General features: G+C 41.5%; 13 protein-coding genes. 4 read left to right on the forward strand and 9 right to left on the reverse strand.

What is annotated here, in order from left to right; genetic code table 11:
- Positions 1-36: 36 nt before the first annotated feature.
- Positions 37-2361 (reverse strand): BspA family leucine-rich repeat surface protein, encoded by a 2325-nt coding sequence (locus D0T20_RS05025; protein WP_116438577.1) that lies wholly within the window; start codon positions 2359-2361, stop codon positions 37-39.
- Between the two features lie 276 nt (positions 2362-2637).
- On the opposite strand from D0T20_RS05025, the gene D0T20_RS05030 reads away from it, so the two are divergent.
- The gene (locus D0T20_RS05030; RefSeq protein ID WP_116438578.1) at positions 2638-4671 is read left to right on the forward strand and encodes a DUF4037 domain-containing protein; all 2034 of its coding nucleotides are present in this window, start codon (positions 2638-2640) and stop codon (positions 4669-4671) included.
- Positions 4671-5315, forward strand: coding sequence for a DUF4125 family protein (locus D0T20_RS05035; protein ID WP_162862692.1), 645 nt, complete (start codon positions 4671-4673; stop codon positions 5313-5315). Before D0T20_RS05030 ends, D0T20_RS05035 begins: the two co-directional genes overlap by 1 nt.
- A 5-nt stretch (positions 5316-5320) precedes the next feature.
- On the opposite strand, the gene D0T20_RS06395 is transcribed toward D0T20_RS05035, so the two are convergent.
- The 6 genes from D0T20_RS06395 to hflX form a co-directional block, all read right to left on the reverse strand.
- On the reverse strand, positions 5321-6022 hold the full coding sequence (locus tag D0T20_RS06395) for an HAD family hydrolase (RefSeq protein WP_162862693.1): 702 nt from the start codon (positions 6020-6022) through the stop codon (positions 5321-5323).
- 13 nt (positions 6023-6035) lie between these two features.
- Positions 6036-6512: a metal-sulfur cluster assembly factor gene (locus D0T20_RS05050; protein WP_016635688.1), complete on the reverse strand. Its 477-nt coding sequence runs from the start codon at positions 6510-6512 to the stop codon at positions 6036-6038.
- Between the two features lie 53 nt (positions 6513-6565).
- Positions 6566-7192 carry a Fe-S cluster assembly sulfur transfer protein SufU gene (sufU, locus tag D0T20_RS05055; RefSeq protein WP_116438584.1) on the reverse strand — a complete coding sequence of 209 codons (627 nt, stop codon included), beginning with the start codon at positions 7190-7192 and terminating at the stop codon, positions 6566-6568.
- A gap of 28 nt (positions 7193-7220) precedes the next feature.
- The gene (locus D0T20_RS05060) at positions 7221-8567 is read right to left on the reverse strand and encodes a SufS family cysteine desulfurase (RefSeq protein WP_116438585.1); all 1347 of its coding nucleotides are present in this window, start codon (positions 8565-8567) and stop codon (positions 7221-7223) included.
- Positions 8568-8721: 154 nt separating this feature from the next.
- Positions 8722-9684 carry an L-lactate dehydrogenase gene (locus tag D0T20_RS05065; protein WP_004130300.1) on the reverse strand — a complete coding sequence of 321 codons (963 nt, stop codon included), beginning with the start codon at positions 9682-9684 and terminating at the stop codon, positions 8722-8724.
- A gap of 131 nt (positions 9685-9815) precedes the next feature.
- Positions 9816-11333, reverse strand: a complete 1518-nt coding sequence (hflX, locus tag D0T20_RS05070; RefSeq protein WP_205412668.1) for a GTPase HflX — start codon at positions 11331-11333, stop codon at positions 9816-9818.
- Positions 11334-11453: 120 nt separating this feature from the next.
- Between hflX and D0T20_RS05075 the strand changes: the two genes are divergently transcribed.
- Together D0T20_RS05075 and hrpA are read left to right on the forward strand one after the other, a co-directional pair.
- Positions 11454-12155, forward strand: coding sequence for a class I SAM-dependent methyltransferase (locus D0T20_RS05075; RefSeq protein WP_116438587.1), 702 nt, complete (start codon positions 11454-11456; stop codon positions 12153-12155).
- Positions 12156-12173: 18 nt separating this feature from the next.
- Positions 12174-16247, forward strand: coding sequence for an ATP-dependent RNA helicase HrpA (hrpA, locus tag D0T20_RS05080; RefSeq protein ID WP_116438589.1), 4074 nt, complete (start codon positions 12174-12176; stop codon positions 16245-16247).
- 85 nt (positions 16248-16332) lie between these two features.
- On the opposite strand, the gene D0T20_RS05085 is transcribed toward hrpA, so the two are convergent.
- Complete coding sequence (locus D0T20_RS05085) at positions 16333-17736, reverse strand: MFS transporter (protein WP_016635694.1); 1404 nt, start codon at positions 17734-17736, stop codon at positions 16333-16335.
- 130 nt (positions 17737-17866) lie between these two features.
- A complete protein-coding gene (locus D0T20_RS05090; protein WP_032813541.1) occupies positions 17867-18823 on the reverse strand; it encodes a nucleoside hydrolase in 957 nt (318 codons plus the stop codon).
- Between the last annotated feature and the right edge of the window lie 34 nt (positions 18824-18857).

Genomic DNA, 18857 nt, shown 5'->3' on the forward strand with positions numbered 1-18857 from the left:
GCACTAGCGCAAGCGTTTTAGTTAACCACTTGCTAACTATCTGGCAGCGAATTTACGAGTTGCAATTGCAAGACCAGCAAAGAATCCAGCAAACAGTGCAGCAATTGAAGAAATAACCCAACATATTGCTGCAGTTCCAGTAGTTATTAAATACCCTCTACGCGCGCCGTCACTAGAAAAATCATCGCTCTTATTAGGCTTATTTTCTTGAGCATTATGGCATATGCACTTACTTTGCCCTGGCGTATTATTTGGTATTGCAGGCTTTCCGCCAAAACCACTAAATCCGCCAAGATCTGGAGTAGGATCAGGCTTCAACTCTTGTTTTGGCTCTGGAAGAGGCGCTGGAGCAGGGTTTGGAGCAGGGTTTATAATCTGCGGAATGCATGGTCTAGGCTTATCTGGCTTCTTAGCGTTCTTAATCGTTGCAGTAAACGTTGCATCAACCCATGCGTATAAACGCGTATTTTTTACAACTTTATCGTCTGGAATAAACTGTTCAAATTTTGATCTAACGAATAAAGAATTACTACTACTCTTATTTGATGGACTATAAACACCTGTTTCAGAATCTTGCGCAATAAAATCATAAGGAGCAACCTTATTAATATCCCAAACAACAGTATCCTTCTTATCAATTCCAAGAACAGCTTTTACTTGATTAAAAGTCATAGGAGCAGACCTAGAAGACTCTGCTTCTTTGAGAAGATTCTTTAATGCCGAAATAGAACTACTCTTAGAATTACGAATTATCTTAGCGGTATAACTTAAGCCTATGCTTTCTGCATACTTTGCTAATTCTTCCTTCTTTATACTTAAATCTTTTGTATCGCTTTGTTCATCTGTATCTGTTTTATCAAAATTATCATTACTATATTCATGATGACAATTCAAGAATTTAGCTTCATAATCACCACTATGCAATTCATAAGACTTAAGTCTATATCTTGTATTTGAACCTACTTTAAACTGCACAAGACCTTGCAATGCGTCAACAGAACAAACAAGATAATCATTATTATACGTAGTATTGAAGGTAACTTTAATATAATCTCGAACTATGCGAAGAACATTTTGTTTTCCATCATTTTGAATAAGATTTTCACCAGGAGTTTTACCTGATTTACCACCAAATATTCTCCAAATACCAGGAACAAGACCAGATATAAAAGCTTTTGAAAGATTGCCTCTGCTATCTAAAACATCATACGTAGCATTACCAGCCGTGTTTGGATCAGTATAATCATATACTTTTGGTTGCTCTTTTTTATTTGCAGGAAGGGATAAATCTCGAAGCCCTACCGAATTAAACATAGCACCTATAGAATGATGCACTGTGTCATCAGTTCCCTGTTCAGGAATACTTTTATTCTGAAACTTCCACTTACTTAAATCTAAAACTTCAACTCCGCTACCCTGGAACATTCCTTCCATATCTTCAGCTTTTAAGGTATCCCAATCTTTTATGCCATTAATCTCTTTTAGTTTTGAAGTAAAGTAAAACATTTCCTCCATAGTTGTCACATTTTTGGTATTCAATTTTTCTAAACCTTCTACACTTGAAAGCTTAGATTGACCCCTCCAGCCCATGTTGAACATATCATTTATTTTTGTTAACTTTCCACTTTGGGAAGCAAATAACTTAACACTTTCTAAATTAGAACACATTTGAAACATGCCACTAGCATTACTTATATTAACTTTCTGCCACTTGGATAAATCAATTGATTCTAATTTTTTGCAATAAGCAAACATCAAACTAGCGTCTTCAACATTTTCCATATTCCAGTTTTCAATGCCAGTTAAGCTTAGCAAATTACCGCAACTATAAAACATTTTAGAAATGTTTACAGCTTTTTTATCTTTTTTGACGAACTGTATCTTGTTTAAGCCTTTTACAGACTCAAGACTAGAAAAATCAAAAAACATACTCTCTGCATTATTTATTTTAAAATCATTTCCGTCTATAACAACCTTTTTAACACTTTTGTATCTATCATTATTATTAAGCAAATCTTTAAGATTACTTGCATTAACAGAATCATTAGAATTATTTGCTTGTAAATGCAAAACTGAATTACTTTCTCCGCCTAATCCATATTTAAGATTGCGATCAGAATCTGTAGTCCAGTTTAAAGGCTGCGAATCCGCATCTGATGACCTAGATTGGGAAGCAGAAAAAGAACTGCTAGATAAAGTATGAGTAGAATCCGAAGGAGATTGCTGGTCTAATTTCTGCGTAGATCTCTGACTACCAGACAAGCCAACAGCACTAGTAACGGTCGGAACTAGCATTGCCAGAGCAGCAATCACAGACGCACAGATGGCCACAATTTTATAAATCCCGCTCTTATTCCTCATTTATCTTCCTATTCAATCAGCAAGAATACACACTCTTAATATCCATGCTAGCCAGTAGAAAAAAAAAATGGAACAAAAAATGTAAAATTCCCTAAAAGATAATTCTTCTTTATACAAAAACTAATCTTAAACAAAAAAATTTAATATAAAATTATTACAAATTATTAAAAATAAAACAAGAATCTCATGCATTGCAACACTCTTATAAACAAATAATTCGCTATGATTGAGTAGTGAGCAAAACGGAATTTAATCGCAAGAAGCAAGGTGGCTTAAATGTTAAGCGTTTCGCAATTGTATAAAGAACTAGACAGTATGTTTGCTAATCACGCAAGCGCGCAAGAAATCGAAAAATATTTGCTAAATGCTCTAAACCAATCGCAAGCAAAAGCAAACCAAGAAGAATCAAACCAAGAATCAAGCCAAGAAGAAGCGAACGCTCAAGCATTGCAACTATCCGCGTTAAACGAGTTGATGGGATTTTATAGATCTAGAGGAGAACACGCAAAAAACAAGCCAATCATTGACAATGCGCTAGATTTAGCAAAAAAGATGGATTTAGTAGGCAGCGAAGCTGGAACAACCACTTTGATTAACGCTGCTACTAGCCTACGAGCCGCGGGCAGCTATGAGCGCGCAACAGAAATATATTCTCAAGCTATTAAAGAATCATCGAAAACGCTAAAACCAAACGATAGAAAACTCGCTGCCCTTCACAACAATCTTTCAATGCTTTACAGCGAAACAGGCAACACGAGCGAAGCAATTAATGAACTTAATATTGCGCTTGAAATATTGCAAAAATCGAGTATCGATCCTTCAACAGACATAGATATAGCAGCAACTCACACGAATCTTGCGCTTGCGATTTTGCAAGAATGTTCGAAGCCTAGCGAAAGCGTGAACAGCAAATCTACTACTCTTAACTCTGCTTTTGAACACGCTTCAACTAGTATTCGCATGTACATTGCAGGAAACAACCAAAATCAGCCGCATTATGCATCAGCTTTGGCAGGTTTTGCGCAAGTTCAATACGCACGAAAAGAGTATTCCGACGCTGTAGACACATACAGTAAAGCGCTTGATTTGATTGCACAATGCTACGGAAAAGATAGCGAGTCGTACGCGATTACGTTGGAAAATTTGCAGCAAGCGCAGAAGGCAGCAGAAAAATTTACGGCGAGCGGCATGGCGGATGCGATTCAGTGCGCTGCGGAAAAATCGCAAGCAACCGATGATCTGCAGCCAGAGTCAAATAAAACTAAAAAAGCAGAAGATAATCCAAAAATAAAAAACGGCATGCAACTTGCAAAAGAATATTGGCAAACTTACGGAAAGCAACTACTGGAATTACCAAAATTTAGAGACTACAAAAACCGCATAGCTGCAGGATTAGTAGGTCACGGATCGGAATGCTACGGATTTGACGACGAGATTTCGCGCGACCACGATTTTGGCCCAGGATTCTGCTTATGGCTTACAGATGAAGACTATGCGAAAATTGGCGATGATTTGCAAGCCGCTTACAACGATTTGCCGCAAGAATACGCTGGTTTTGGCTCTCGCGAAGAAACTCCACGCGCTAAATCATGTGAAAGCAGCAAGCGAGTCGGAGTATTTAGCATAAGCGAATTTTTTGAAAACATAACGGGATTTGCTACTGCTCCAAGCCAAGACGAGCCGCATTTATGGCTTTCGCTAAGCGAGCCAACACTTGCTGCAGCTACGAACGGCCAAATTTTTGCAGACCCACTTGGAGAATTTAGCAAAACGCGTCAAAGTTTTAAGCTTATGCCAGACGATGTGAGAATCTCGCTAATCTCTAGAAGGCTTGGCATGATGGCTCAAGCAGGTCAATACAATGTTCCACGAATGCTAGCGCGAACAGACGGAGCTGCAGCGTGGCTTTCTATAAACGAATTTGTGCGCGCAACCGCTTCAATCGTATTCTTGCTAAATAACCCAATAAGTGCAGGATATTTGCCATATTATAAGTGGCAATTTGCAGCACTTCGCAAGCTAAGCGCGCGAATGGCGTCTAGGCTTTCTGGCGTAGCAAATCAACTTGAATCGCTTATGCGACTAAGTAGCGCGGCGTGCTTTGGCGGAATCGGATTTGGCGAAGGCACAAAAGGCAGCAGCGAAGCTGAATCTAAAATAAACGAGATTATTCAAAACGTGTGCAACGAAGTAGTGCAAGAGCTTAAATATCAAGGATTGAGCGATTGCAATGAAACATTTTTAGAATGGCAACGCCCGTATGTTGAAGCGCATATTAATTCGCGCGCTGCGTGCTTAAGGAGCTTATGATGTGCAATTCATTATCAAATTCAAAATCGCAAAATCCAAAAACGCAAAAGCTTGCAGAAGAAATTACAAAACTAGAATGGCAGCAATTCCAGCTCACGCAAAACGAAGGCGGACGCGCGAATTGTCAAGGAAACTGGCCAACATTCCACATTATGCGAATGAGCCAATTTTTAACTTGGCCTCTGGATTTGCAAGAATCTTATAAAAAAGATCTTGAGCGCGCAAATAGCAATGGCAGAAATTTGATAACAGAAAAATATGCAAGAATGATGGAGTCTACTGCGCCAGAAATTTTTGAGCGCACAATTAAGCCTTATATTAAGCCGATTTTAGAGCCTAGAAAAAGCGAGCAAGAGAAGATTATTTTAACGCAAGTTAAGTGGGCTAATGATTTTCGCAATCACTACCCTCATTTAGGTCTTGCAATGCGCGTTCTAAAAACAAGCGAAGATACAGAAGAAAATACATCTTTTGAAACGTATTTGCGAGGAGAATTAAGCACGTATTCTGATGATACTTTTGCTAAATATAAGGATTTTATAGAAGATTTGCTTGCAAAAAATCTAAATCTTACTCAGATGATTATTGAAAATACTGTGCATATGTATGGCTACGATTCACTTGAATCAGCCGACAAATGTTGAGGCAACTATAGCGTGAATAGTTTTGCAAATGCACAGTCGATTCTTTGCGCAGTTTTTAAGCTACGCAAATCCGATTCAACAAAAACAGTAGAAGATGCGTTCAAACCATTTTTGCTCAAAAAATCTCTATAAATCATAATATTCGGCTTGCGCAAATGAGATTCGCAAGATGCACTAACGCCATTTATCTCGCCAAGTATTGGGCAAGTTGCGCGCGCGCAATCAATCCACTCTTGCGAAGCGTTTCCCAACGCCCAAACGCGCACACCTTTTGCAATCAAATCGCGAGCAAAAGACGCAAAACGCGCTCGCTCCCCTAAAAATCCGCGTGAAAAATTCTTAAAATACAGGCGATAAAGCCAAGTTACAGCAGGACCGTGATGCTCACTAAACGATTCCAGTGCGCGCTGGCTGCTCCATGCAGCCTCTCGCAAAGCTTCGTGAAACTCAAAACCCCATTCTGGCTCGTAACTAAACAGAACTTCGCCAATATAATCTGGGTAATCTGACTCCAATGTGCGGCGCGCATCCCAATCAACAAGAAGATGCAAGTCAAAAACAACATCTGTTATGCTGTTTTCAACAATTTTTTGCGCGCACAAATCGCAATAATCGTCGCTATTCTTAATAAAATTATCGCTATTCTTGCAATCGTCACTATTCTTAAAATCATTGCAATTAGGCGAAAAATCTTCTGTGCAAATCATTAAAAATCCTAAATTATTCGGTTGGCGAAATTCCGCCAATATAGGACGACATTCCAGAAGCGCCAGAAGCACCAGGAGCTCCAACACCAACGCCAGAAACACCAACCCCAGCGCCAAAGCTAGCAGGCAAATTGTTCAAATTATAACCAAGCGCCTCAAGCTGCGCGCGCCCATCTTCTGTAATATTTTCAACACTCCAACGCGGCTTCCAAGTCCAATCAATCCTAAATTCGTCCACTAATCCAACAAGCGCACTCGCGCACTCGTCTTCAATCAAATCCGTAAGCGGGCAAGCAGGCGTCGTAAGCGTCATCGTAAGAATCGCGCGACCAAGCTCGTCAATCTCAATCCCGTAAACTAAGCCCAAATCAACAACATCAATACCAAGCTCTGGATCCACAACATTGTGCAAAGCCTCTTGAATATCTTCCTCGCTTACGCGCCCAATATTGTTTGCGCTAAGAGTTGATTCTGCTTGATTTTCTGCCATCTTGTTCCTTATTTTTAGCGTTACACTACGATTTTATAAAGCCATATACGATTTTATAAAGCCTCAATAGCCTTTGCAATACCGTCTTTTAAGCCTTCCCACGCAAGCAACGCACACTTGATTCGCATTGGATATTTAGAAACGCCTTGAAAAACCATTGCATCTTCCAACTCATCTTCGTCTTGCTCGTTTTTTAATCCCACTCCCCTAGATTCCATAAGCTTGTGGAAAAGAGCGGCTAATCGCAAGGCATCCGCAACAGTTTTTCCATCAACCAAATCAACCATAATCGAAAGACTCGCTTGCGAAATTGAGCAACCGTGGCCATCCCACTTAATACTTTTTATAAGCGCATTGCTTGAATTATCAACGTTTTTAGCGAGTTCCACGTGCATAGTAACCTCATCTCCGCAAGTTGGATTAAATTGATGAGATTCCCCAAATGCATAGTCTTTACTAGCTTCTACAGCACAATTTTCGTGATGATTTGTAATTTTTATATTAGAATCGTTTTTTAGCTCATCGGTTGCTTGCGACTCTGCTTTAGAAAGGCTCTCCGTGCTTAAAAAATGCGCCTTTCCGTGCGGATTTCTAGCAGCATCTAAAATCACTTCTTGATACATGCTTTCTAATCCGCTACTTGCACCGTTACCGTCATCATCAAAACTCATATCAAACATACGCTCTCCTTGCATTAAAATATTACGACTATGCGCCAAAATATGCGCGAACTTTGGAAACAGCTTCGATTAATTCGCGAGTTTCTTCGATTGTGTTATAAACTCCAACAGACGCGCGATTCGAAGCATACACGCCAAAATGGCGATGAATCGGCTGAGCGCAATGATGCCCAACGCGAATCGCAATTCCTTGCGCATCCAAAAACTGGCCAACGTCATGCGGATGCACTCCTTCAACTTCAAAAGAAACCGTTGCAATGCGCTTGCTTAAATCAAGCGGGCCAAGCACGCGAACTCCTGGAACATCTTGCAATTTAAGCAATTCCTCAGCAAGTTCCTGCTCATGCTTTGCAACTCGATTCATGCCCAACGAGCAAAGCCAATCCGCTGCAACTCCTGCAGCAACCATTTGCGCAACTGGCTGAGTTCCCGCCTCAAAACGGTAAGGCGCTTGCATATATTGCGCTGGCTTGTTAAGCCACGCAAGCTCCACCATAGATCCCCCAAAATTGGCTGGTGGAAGAGCGTTCAAAAGATTACGTCGACCATACAAGAACCCAACTCCCGTAGGTCCGTACATTTTATGAGCACTAAACGCTGCAAAATCAACATCTAGCGCGTGAAAATCAACTGGAATATGCGGAACGGACTGGCAAGCGTCAAGAACAAAAATCGCCCCAACCTGGTGCGCGCGCTTGCAAATCGGCGAAACATCCGTGATTGCGCCCGTAACATTGCTAATATGCGTAACTGCAACGATTTTCGTGCGCTCATCAATAACAGTGCTCAAATAATCCGCGTCTGCGCGCACGCGACCATCTTCACTTACATCGATCCATCGAAGCTCCGCGCCAGAGCGAATCGCAAGCTCTTGGAATGGCAATAAAACGGAATGATGGTCTGCGCGAGAAACAACAATATTATCCCCCTCATTAATCACAAAATGCTGGCGCAAAGTTAAGTTATCTTCCGCAAAACCAGGGCGATTTAACCTAGAGTTAATAGTTGCGTTTCCAATAGAAGTAGCAAGAAGATTCAGCGCTCCTGTAGCGCCAGGCGTAACAACAATCTCTTCGCTGCCTTCTTTGCTACAAGCACCAACGAGTTTTGCAACCTTTGCGCGCGCTTGTTCAAACGCAACAGTGCTAAGCGCTGCCAACTCGTGCGCGCCTCTATGAACACCAGCATTAATCGTTTTGTAAAACTCGCTTTCGGCATTAATTACAACTTGCGGCTTTTGAGAAGTTGCTGCAGAATCCAAGTAAATCAAGGGTTTTGAATGTACTTTGCGACTTAAAATCGGAAATTGGAGCCTTAAATCTTCAAAATCACGCATTAGCGCAAAGTCTGTATCAAGATTTTTATGATTAAACATTCAAATCACCTTTTAATCAAATTTATAACTTAAAAGCCGCTCCCCCAAACAAAGATTGAAGGAGCGACTTTCAAGACTTAAATCTTAGTAATTAGCGCTTTACGAACAGCCAAGCATAAAAGCATAAAAGCTTAAATCATAAAGCAAAAACTAATTAGAATCCAAATTGTGCCGCAGCTTGACGAAGAGTCTCTGCAGAACGCTTCAAAGCAGCAAGCTCGCGATCCGAAACTGGAGTATTCAAGCGAGAATTTACGCCGTTGCGGTTCAACAAAGTTGGAACCGACATGCAAACGTCCGAGATTCCGTGGAAGTCTTCAAGCAAAGAAGAAACTGGCAAAATGCGGTTGGTGTCTCGAAGAACAGCCTCAACAATATCTACGCCAGACATTGCAATAGCGTAGTTTGTAGCGCCTTTACCGTTAATAATCTTGTATGCTGCGTTCTTAACTTCTTGATGAATCTCTTCGCGCTTAGCTTCATCCAATGGCTCATGACCTGGAAGAGCATTCCACTCGCACATTGGAACGCCACCAATAGTTGCAGAAGCCCAAAGAGGAACTTCGGAATCGCCATGTTCGCCAGCAATATAAGCGTGAACGTTCTTAACATTCACACCAGTGTGCTGAGCAATAAGGAAGCGCAAACGTGCAGAATCAAGGTTTGTACCCGATCCAAACATTTGATTAGCAGGAAGACCAGAAAGCTTCATAGAAACATGCGTAACAACGTCAACAGGATTTGTAATAAGCATGTAAATTGCGTTTGGAGCAACCTTAACAACATTAGGAATAATCGACTTCATAATATTGATAGTTGCACCTGCAAGCTCCAAACGAGTCTGACCAGGCTTTTGACGAGCGCCAGCAGTAATAACAACCATATCGGCATCGCGGCAAATTTCAACATCGTCGGAGCCAGCAATAGAAACAGCTGGGTAGAAGCTAGAACCGTGCTGCATATCGAGCACTTCTGCTTCAACACGTTCCTTAGCGATATCCTCAAGCACAATTTCACGAGCAACACCGCGCTGAGCAGCAGCAAACGCAAGCGTAGAACCTACTGCGCCAGCACCAATAATCGCAAGCTTTGTTGGCTTAACCTGAGAATTCACCATTAGAAAACCCCTTTTCCACAAAACAGAGTCAACCCTCTAGCTAATAAATAACTCAAAATATAAGGGCTGCTCTAACAATAGAGATATATGCATGAACAGTTTTTACTTTAATCACACCTAAGGAATTTTGTTTAAAGCGCAATTTGCATAAGTTTTGCAGCCAAAGAATCTCCAACAAAAGCATCTAATTCTATGCCAGAATCCTTATATTCCGCCGATTTTACAATGCCATTTTCTCTAACTTTAGATAGCAAAGATCCAGAATAATCACTATAAGGAAGCTTAACTTTAACGTGAACATGTGGCGAAGGTAACAAATTTTCTACGCGCGCTTTTAGATGCTCAATATTTTCGCCACTTTGCGCAGACACAATTAAAGAATCGGGGTACAACGATTGCAAGCGCAAACGCATTGGCTCTTGCATAACATCCGACTTATTAAACGCAATAATTTGCGCAATGTCTTCTACTCCATCAATTTGAGCTAAAACCTCGTTAACTGCCTCAATTTGAGAAACAGGGTCTGGGTGAGAACCGTCAACAACGTGCAAAATAACGTCTGCTTGGCCAACCTCTTCCAAAGTGGACTTAAACGCTTCTACTAGCTGAGTTGGCAGCCTTCGCACAAAACCAACCGTGTCTACAAGCGTATAAGCGCGACCATCTTTAGTTAAAGACTTTCGAACAGCAGTATCCAAAGTGGCAAAAAGCGCATTTTCTACAAGCTCCTTAGAGCCAGTAAGTCTATTTATAATCGAAGATTTTCCAGCGTTTGTATACCCCACTACCGCAACGGTTGGAATATCTTGACGACGCCTAGATCCACGCTTTGTCTCGCGAGTTGGTGCCATTAGCGCAATGTCGTGACGCAATTTTGAAATTCGATTCCTAATTGCGCGCCTATCCATTTCGATTTTTGTTTCTCCAGGGCCTCTAGAGCCTATTCCAGCGTCTCCAGCAGCACGACCGCCAGCCTGCCTAGAAAGAGCAGCACCCCAACCTCTAAGTCGCGGAAGCATGTATTGAAGCTGAGCAAGCTCGACTTGCGCCTTTCCTTCCCTGCTTGTTGCATGTTGAGCGAAAATGTCTAGAATAACAGCTGTTCTGTCTACAACCTTGACTTTAGTAGCGTCTTCCAAAGCTCTTCTCTGGCTTGGTGGAAGATCGTCGTCTACAACAATCGTATCCGCATCATTTTGAGCTACAACCGCTGCAAGTTCACGCGCTTTTCCAGAACCAACATACGTTGCTGCATCTGGCCTATATCTTTGCTGCAACATGCCGTCACACACTACTGCGCCAGCGGTTTTAGCAAGAGCCGCCAACTCTCTAAGAGACTCTTCTGCTTGGCTTAGAGTTCCGCGAGCGCTAGACCACACGCCTACTAAAACAACGCGTTCCAGCCTTAGTTTTCTGTACTCTACTTCAGTTACGTCTTGTAATTCTCCAAGACCAGCAACTCGTTTTAACGCGTTTCTTGATTCACGCTCTTGCCAAGCTTCATCGTTACTTTCTATGCTTGATCCAGCGTTCGCATCGTCTAGCAGAACTTCACTATGGCCTGAAAGAAAGTCTCTATGCTCATTTTTATGCTCGGGCATATTATTATCACCACTTGCCAAATCACTATTTGCTAAAGTATCTACCAAAACTATGCCCTTTGCTATTTTTCTTTAACTACTTACGTTAAATCCTTTATTAATACGCGATTTACAACGTTTGTTTTATTATTGTGAATCTAGAAGACATAATTTTTAACCAACACTAAAATGACTATTAACACTTTTAATAAAACTAAAAAGACGAGCAGCATTAATGCTACTAAAACAAACAAAAATGCTAAAGAATCTAAGACTAGTGGCGAACAGTATTTTTCCACTAACCCAAATTCTTTAGACTTAAGACGAACTTTGCAAGTTGATTTGCGAGGTCACAAAGTTAGCGTGCAAGTTTCTAACGGAGTTTTTAGCTCTTCTAAACTTGATTTAGGAACTGCAGTTCTTCTTAAACACGCTCCACAATCACCAGAAAATGGGCGATTTTTCGACATCGGTTGCGGCTGGGGCGCTATTAGCTTGGCTTTAGGTTTTGAATCCCCTAATGCGCAAATTTACGCTGTAGACGTTAACGAGCGCGCTCTAGAGCTTACTAATATTAACGCCAAGAATGCTGGATTAAATAACATTCACACTTATCTTGTAGAAGATGCATTAAAAGAAGATTCATCTAAAAACATTGATCTTATTTGGTCTAATCCTCCAATCCGCGTTGGAAAAGACGTTTTACACAATATTTTGCTCACGTGGCTTCCTCGCCTAAAAGTTGGTGGAGCTGCTTATTTGGTTGTTCAAAAAAATCTTGGCTCCGACTCCTTAATCCCTTGGCTTTCTAAAAATCTTGGTGAAGATTTTAGCGTTGAAAAATACGCAAGCTCTAAGGGATACAGGATTATAGAAGTCTTAAGAAAATAGTATTTAGCAGGATTTAATATGAATTTTGACTATCCTAGTGAACTGCCGATTTGTTCCGCACGCAACCAGATTATTGAAGCTATTAAAGAGTCGCAAGTTGTAATCGTATCTGGTCAAACGGGTTCTGGAAAAACCACTCAAATACCAAAGATGGCTTTGGAACTTGGCAGAGGCGGTCGCGGAAAGCAAATTGTTCACACACAACCCCGCCGACTTGCTGCACGCACGGTTGCAGAGCGAATCGCAAGCGAAATGAGTGTTAAGCTTGGCGAAGAAATCGGCTACCAAGTGCGTTTTAACGACGAAAGCTCATCCAAAACAAAGCTTCGCATAGTTACGGACGGTATTCTGCTTGCTCAAATTCAGCGCGACCCACTTCTTACTAGATACGACACTATTATTATTGACGAAGCTCACGAGCGCAGCCTAAACATTGATTTTTTGCTTGGATATTTAACAACTCTTTTGCCAAAGCGCAAAGACTTAAAGCTTATTATTACTTCTGCAACAATCGATTCTGCAAAATTTAAAGACCATTTTGAGCAAGCTTTACACATTAAAGTTCCTGTTATAGAGGTTTCTGGGCGAACATACCCAGTGCGCGTACTTTACGAGCCGCTTGGAAGCGCACCTTCGCTTATGAAGCATGTTCCAGGTTTTGCAGATATTGCTATGGATGATGAAAATATTGAGCAAAGCCAATCTAACGAAAGCAATCGAGAAGATATTTGCGATGAAGACATTGCTTCTGCTGTAACTCGCGCATGCGCTCAACTTGTGATTCATTCAACACACACTCAAGGCGCGCGAGATATTATGGTTTTTGCTTCTGGCGAGCGCGATATTCGCGAGTTTGAAGCATCGTTGCGTTCTTATTTCGGTGCGCGCACAAGCGACATGAATCGCAGTGACGCCATTGAGATTGTTCCACTTTTTGCGCGTCTTTCTTCTAAAGACCAGCATCGAGTTTTTGAGCATCACACGCATCAGCGCATTGTAATCGCCACTAATGTTGCAGAAACTTCTCTTACAGTGCCTGATATTCGCTACGTTGTAGACCCTGGTTTTGCTAGAATTTCGCGATATTCTAAGTCTGCCAAAGTTCAGCGTCTTCCTATAGAACCTATTTCTCAAGCAAGTGCAGATCAGCGTTCTGGACGTTGTGGGCGAATCGCAGACGGCATTGCTATTCGCTTGTATTCTAGGGAAGATTACGATACTCGCCCGCGCTTTACCGATCCCGAGATTTTGCGCACTTCACTTGGCGCTGTTGTTTTACACATGCTCTCTGTTGGCGTTGCTAAAACCGGCGAAGATATAACGAATTTTGGATTCATTGATCCTCCAGATATTAAGGCTGTAAGCGACGGTTTTAACGAGCTTAGCGAGCTTGGTGCAATAAGTAGAAAATCTGGTGTTATAAGTTTGACTCGCATCGGCCGCGAGCTTAGTCATATTCCAATTGACATTCGCCTTGGACGCATGATTATTGAAGCTGCGCGAAACACTACACCAAATACTTTAGCTGCGATTCTTGTTATTGTTGCGTTTTTGAGTTTGCAAGATCCGCGCGAGCGCCCCGAAGACAAGCACGAGGAAGCAGATAGATTACACAATCGTTACGCAGACGAGTTAAGTGACTTTTTAACAGCATTGAATATTTGGGATCGCATATTCCAGGCGGATGGCGAAATCAGCAACAACGCGCTAAGGCGACTTTGCAAAGAGGAATTTTTCCACTTTTTACGCCTAAAACAGTGGAAAGATTTAGTTAATCAGCTTAAAGATTTATGCAAGGAGCTTCATTATAATGTTGGCGAAGCGCTGCCGATTAAACGCGCGTCTTTGCAAATACGCCAATTGCCAAATAATCAACAAGCAGCTCACAGTCTTTGTTGCACTTGGGATTATCAAGGAATCCACGCTTCTATGCTTTCTGGCTTGCTTTCTATGATTGGCATGCAAGTTATTCGCGAGCCTAAGGCTTCGGATTTTGCAGGACTTCGCGGAACAGCCAAAATTCGTGCCATTAAGCGCGCTCAAAAAATGGCAAAAAACGATTATCAAGGCGCTAGAAGCACAAGGTTTGCAATCTTCCCATCTTCATCTGTTTCTAAAACAACTCCTTCTTGGATTATGTGTACGGAATTAGTTGAAACTTCTAGACTTTGGGCAAGGTATTGCGCGCAAATCGACCCTGCTTGGGCGGAGTCTTTAGCCAAGAACCTTACTCGCGTAACATATTTAGATGCTCATTGGAGCGCAAGCAAAGGTGCTGCAATTGCTCAATCGAAAGTGCTTTTGTACGGCTTGCCTATTGTGCAAAATCGCACTGTTCAATGGTCTAAAATCAATCCTTACGAATCTAGAATATTGATGATTCGTCAAGGCTTAGTCGAAGGAAACGTTCAACAGCGTTTTCCATTCAACGATTTTATCTCCTCAAATATTAACGTTTTGAACGATGCCGATAATCAAACAAATCGCACTAGGCAAGCGAGCGAAACTGTAAACGACGAGGATTTGTTTACTTTTTACGATAATAAACTTCCTCAAGAAGCTACGACCATTGCAGATTTGGCTAAATGGTGGAAAAATTATAGGCTTCAAGACCCACATTTTCTTGATTTTAACCCAGATTGTGTTGAGCGCTTGCAATACGCAAATGACACTGATTTAGCAGACTACCCCGATACTTGGCATACGATTGGAACAGACGGCCAGAGAATTAATTTGCGCTTAAGCTACATTTACGATCCGCATAATCCTTTAGATGGCGTAACCGTACACGTTCCACTTCATGCGCTTTTGCGACTTAAGCCTCAAGAGTTTACTTGGAATGTGCCAGGCTTATTAGACGAGCTTATTATTGGCATGATTAAGTCTCTTCCTAAGACTTTGCGCGTGCAATTCGTGCCAGCTCCAGATACTGCGCATAAGATCCGCGAATGGATTGACGAAAACTACGATTATCTTCCAGGAATAAATGAGAACCCGCAAGAAGATTTTATTTGGCAAGACTTTAGCGAAGTCTTTACTAAAGCTGCGATTAGTGTTGTTGGAGCACAAATCCACCCAGAAGTTTTAAGCGAAGATCAGCTACAACGACTATCTCCTTATTTGCGCGTAACTTTTAGCGTTGAGCAAAAGAAAACTAATAAAAACAAACCTAATCAAAACAATTCGCATAATCAAAGCAACAAGCGCATTAAGCCTACTGTTTTAGGAACAGATAAGTCGCTAATAAGTCTTCAGCATCGATTTGCAAAATCAGCTCAAGAGTGTGCATTAAATGTTGTTAATAGCAAAGCGATTAAAGCTGCACAAGCTGGAAATGTTGTTGAGAGAGCAGATTTGTTACACAAGTCTGGTGCAACTAATCTTTCTAGATCTCAAATGGTTTGGCAAGGCGCGCTTAACATGCTTATTTTAGACGATAAGCGCATTACATCTAGATGGCTCGGCAGCGAGGCTTTGCTACTTGCTTCTGCACCTTATAAGTCTTCTAAAGATTTGGCTCAAGATTTGCAAATGGCTGCTATTAAGCGCCTTATACCAAATACGCAAAAAATTACTAACGATGTTGAACTTAAAGAAGCCGTTGGCAATATTGCCGAAGTTTACGAAGACACGGTTTATAGCGTTGCACACAGTGTTATTGCTATTTTGGAGCGATTTGCTAAAGTCGAGTCTGCTGTTAGCGGCAAAGCCGACTTGCCAATGCTTAGTGTTCTTCAATCGATTAAAGAACACGCATCTTCGCTTGTTTTTCCTGGATTCATTGCAAAAGCAGATTCTAGCGCACTTAGTTCAATAGAGCGCTACTTACATGCGGATTTGATTCGACTTAACAAAGCAAAGTCAAACAAAGATCGAGATGTTCAATGGGCTTGGCAAGCAGATGAAGCTCATAAGATTGTACTAGAAGCTCAAAAGAGAGCAGAAAGCTTGCCTGCTGGACCTAATAGAGATGAAGCTCAAGAAAAAGCTCAAAAACTAAAGTGGATGTGCGAAGAATTCTACGTTTCTCTTTGGGCGCAAGAGCTTGGAACAGCATACCCAATTAGTGTTCAGCGTATGAAAAAGATTTGATAGCACGCAAGCAAAATAATACAAAAATGGCCACTAACCAATCAGCCAAACACGACTGCAGCTAGTGGCCACTAACAAATATCGCCTATTCCTTAACCATAAGGCTACGAGCAATATAAACTACTAAGCCAATAAAGGCTACAATAGCGCCCATCATAAGCAAGTTAGAATAACCTGCACCTAAGCCTTGGATTCCAGCAAAAGAGAATCCTTTTAGCAAGTTTCCACCAAAGAATCCGCTGAAAATGGAAATACCGATTGATGCTGTAACATTCATAACTAAATCGTTCATACCGCATCCACGACCCGATTCTTCAACAGGCAATGCGCTAAGAACCGTTGAAACGATTGGCGAATACATAAGTCCGCAACCAGCGTAGTAGACGCATGCGCACAAAGTTAGAACAAGGAATCCGCAATTGATGAATACAGCAGCTCCAACCCATCCAAGAATCATAAGAACAGCAGCTATAATAATGCCAGCTTTACGTCCAATAAAACCGATAATTGTTCCAGAGCATGTTCCAAACACTGCTGCTACAACGAATGCCCATACAAGGTAGGAAGAAACTGCCTCAGTGCTCATATGATACAAAGCTCCACCAATCACATTGTAAATTGGAGGCATGCAATAGTTAGTAAAGTAGAAGATGAAGATCAAAATAATGCCCGAAAGCCAACGCTTATTCTTAAAGAATGCAGGAGTTACAAACGGGTTCTTTGCCTTCATAATGTATCCAGCAAACACAACAAACAGCACGATGGATCCAAGCAACAATCCCCATGCCTTGTACGAGAAGAACAAAGTCAGCAATGCAACAGCAATACCAAACACTGTAAAGCCAAGCTTATCTATCTTTCCACCAATACCGTTCTTTGTAGGCAAGAACTTAACAAGAACTGGCAAGAACAGAATAGTAATTGCAGGAATCAAGAACAAATACTGCCAAGCAATAGAGCTAAGAGCACCAGCAGCAAAAACGCCAATAGAAGCAGAAAGCTGATAAGCAGCAGTAAAGAGTCCAAAGAAAATTACCTTAAGATCGTTGCGCAAATACTTAGTTGCAATAACAAGGAAGGAAGAACCTGCTACTTGCTCGCCAGCTGTTTGTAAAATACGCGCAATAATAACAGTCCACAAGTTTGGAGTGAAGAAGAAGTTTGCAATAAAACCAAACAACGATCCAACAAACAGTGTTACAAGTCCGATTGTTATGAGTCTACGAAGCGACACAAAGTCACCCAAAGAACCGTAAATAAAGCACACAATGCCTAAAACAATAATTGGCAAACTCGTAATAAGAGAAGCTTGATCAGGAGCACCAACAGCTTTACCAATCTGATCGAATACCAGATTAAATCCTTGCAAACACAATGTTCCAAGAATAAAGGTTATAAGAAGTAAAATTAGCGAGTAAATCGCCACTTTGTCGCGGGTTTTTGGATCCTCGTATGGGTCTACCGCACTAGATTTTGCAATCTCAGTCATAATAATCCAATCAATTAATATTTTTAGTTTCTACATTGGCAAATAAGGCACGTCGTATATTGCGGAAAATGTTGCGATTTACGGCGTGTCGAACAACAAAAAGCGGAGTTAAAACTCGTAAAATCCACACTCAGCCAGCGATTTTTGCCAAGCCAGAAATACGCGTCATAAACTCGTTCAAGAATCGTGGAACATCAACACCAACAGCAACTTGCATTGTCTTAACAGGGTCATTCAAGCGCGTAACATCACCAATTGTGCGTCCACGAGTTGGACCTTCAACATCAACTTGCATATTGATTGGAAGCGTTGTAACAAGTGTTGGATCCACAGCTACAGCCACTGCCAAAGGATCATGCAAACCGCATCCGCCAAGGTGTGGAGCCGTTGTTTCATATGCCTTAATGTAAAAGTCGGTCATATCTGCAAGGAACTTGCCAGCCTTTGTACCAAGGTCACGCCACTGCTTTGTCTCCTTGTAGGTAAGCAAAGTCTGTAAAGTAACATCCAAACCAATCATTGTTACTGGAGCACCAGAGCGGAATAGTACATCTGCAGCATCTGGGTCTTGAGATATATTCGCTTCGGTCCAAGCGTTTACGTTTCCATGAATGGTAAGCGCTCCGCCCATAAGAACAATCTTTCCGATTTCGTCTTTGATTTCTGGAGCTTTCTTCAACGCAGCAGCGATATTTGTCATTGGTCCTGTTGGAACATACACCAAGTCCTTGCCATACTTCTTTACAGAATCGATAATAAAATCAACAGCTGATTCATCTTCTGCTTTGCGCGCAGAATCTGGAATCTCAACATCGCCAATTCCGTTATCTCCATGAATAAATGCAGATATTGGAAGAACTTCAAAAGAATCTTTTTTGCTTGCGTGCGAAAGTCCCTTATAAACTTTTACTTCGGGATGCCCAAGTAAGTCTGTGATTGCAAGCGCGTTACGAACACCTTGCTCCATTAAAACGTTGCCATACGTGCCAGTTATGCCAATAAGCTCCATTTCTGGGCTTCCAAGAGCATAAGATATAGCGAGAGTATCGTCAACACCAGTATCAAGATCAAGAATCAGCTTCTTCACTTGAGTTACCTCCCTTTGTGTATTTGGCATGATT

The organism is Gardnerella piotii (genome assembly GCF_003397585.1).
Taxonomy (GTDB): domain Bacteria; phylum Actinomycetota; class Actinomycetes; order Actinomycetales; family Bifidobacteriaceae; genus Bifidobacterium; species Bifidobacterium piotii.

What these genes read in the sequence shown, in the direction of transcription:
- D0T20_RS05025 (WP_116438577.1), bottom strand. Translation starts at nt 2,361, where the DNA reads ATGAGGAATAAGAGCGGGATTTATAAAATTGTGGCCATCTGTGCGTCT.
- D0T20_RS05030 (WP_116438578.1), top strand. Translation starts at nt 2,638, where the DNA reads ATGTTAAGCGTTTCGCAATTGTATAAAGAACTAGACAGTATGTTTGCT.
- D0T20_RS05035 (WP_162862692.1), top strand. Translation starts at nt 4,671, where the DNA reads ATGTGCAATTCATTATCAAATTCAAAATCGCAAAATCCAAAAACGCAA.
- D0T20_RS06395 (WP_162862693.1), bottom strand. Translation starts at nt 6,022, where the DNA reads ATGATTTGCACAGAAGATTTTTCGCCTAATTGCAATGATTTTAAGAAT.
- D0T20_RS05050 (WP_016635688.1), bottom strand. Translation starts at nt 6,512, where the DNA reads ATGGCAGAAAATCAAGCAGAATCAACTCTTAGCGCAAACAATATTGGG.
- sufU (WP_116438584.1), bottom strand. Translation starts at nt 7,192, where the DNA reads ATGTTTGATATGAGTTTTGATGATGACGGTAACGGTGCAAGTAGCGGA.
- D0T20_RS05060 (WP_116438585.1), bottom strand. Translation starts at nt 8,567, where the DNA reads ATGTTTAATCATAAAAATCTTGATACAGACTTTGCGCTAATGCGTGAT.
- D0T20_RS05065 (WP_004130300.1), bottom strand. Translation starts at nt 9,684, where the DNA reads ATGGTGAATTCTCAGGTTAAGCCAACAAAGCTTGCGATTATTGGTGCT.
- D0T20_RS05075 (WP_116438587.1), top strand. Translation starts at nt 11,454, where the DNA reads ATGACTATTAACACTTTTAATAAAACTAAAAAGACGAGCAGCATTAAT.
- hrpA (WP_116438589.1), top strand. Translation starts at nt 12,174, where the DNA reads ATGAATTTTGACTATCCTAGTGAACTGCCGATTTGTTCCGCACGCAAC.
- D0T20_RS05085 (WP_016635694.1), bottom strand. Translation starts at nt 17,736, where the DNA reads ATGACTGAGATTGCAAAATCTAGTGCGGTAGACCCATACGAGGATCCA.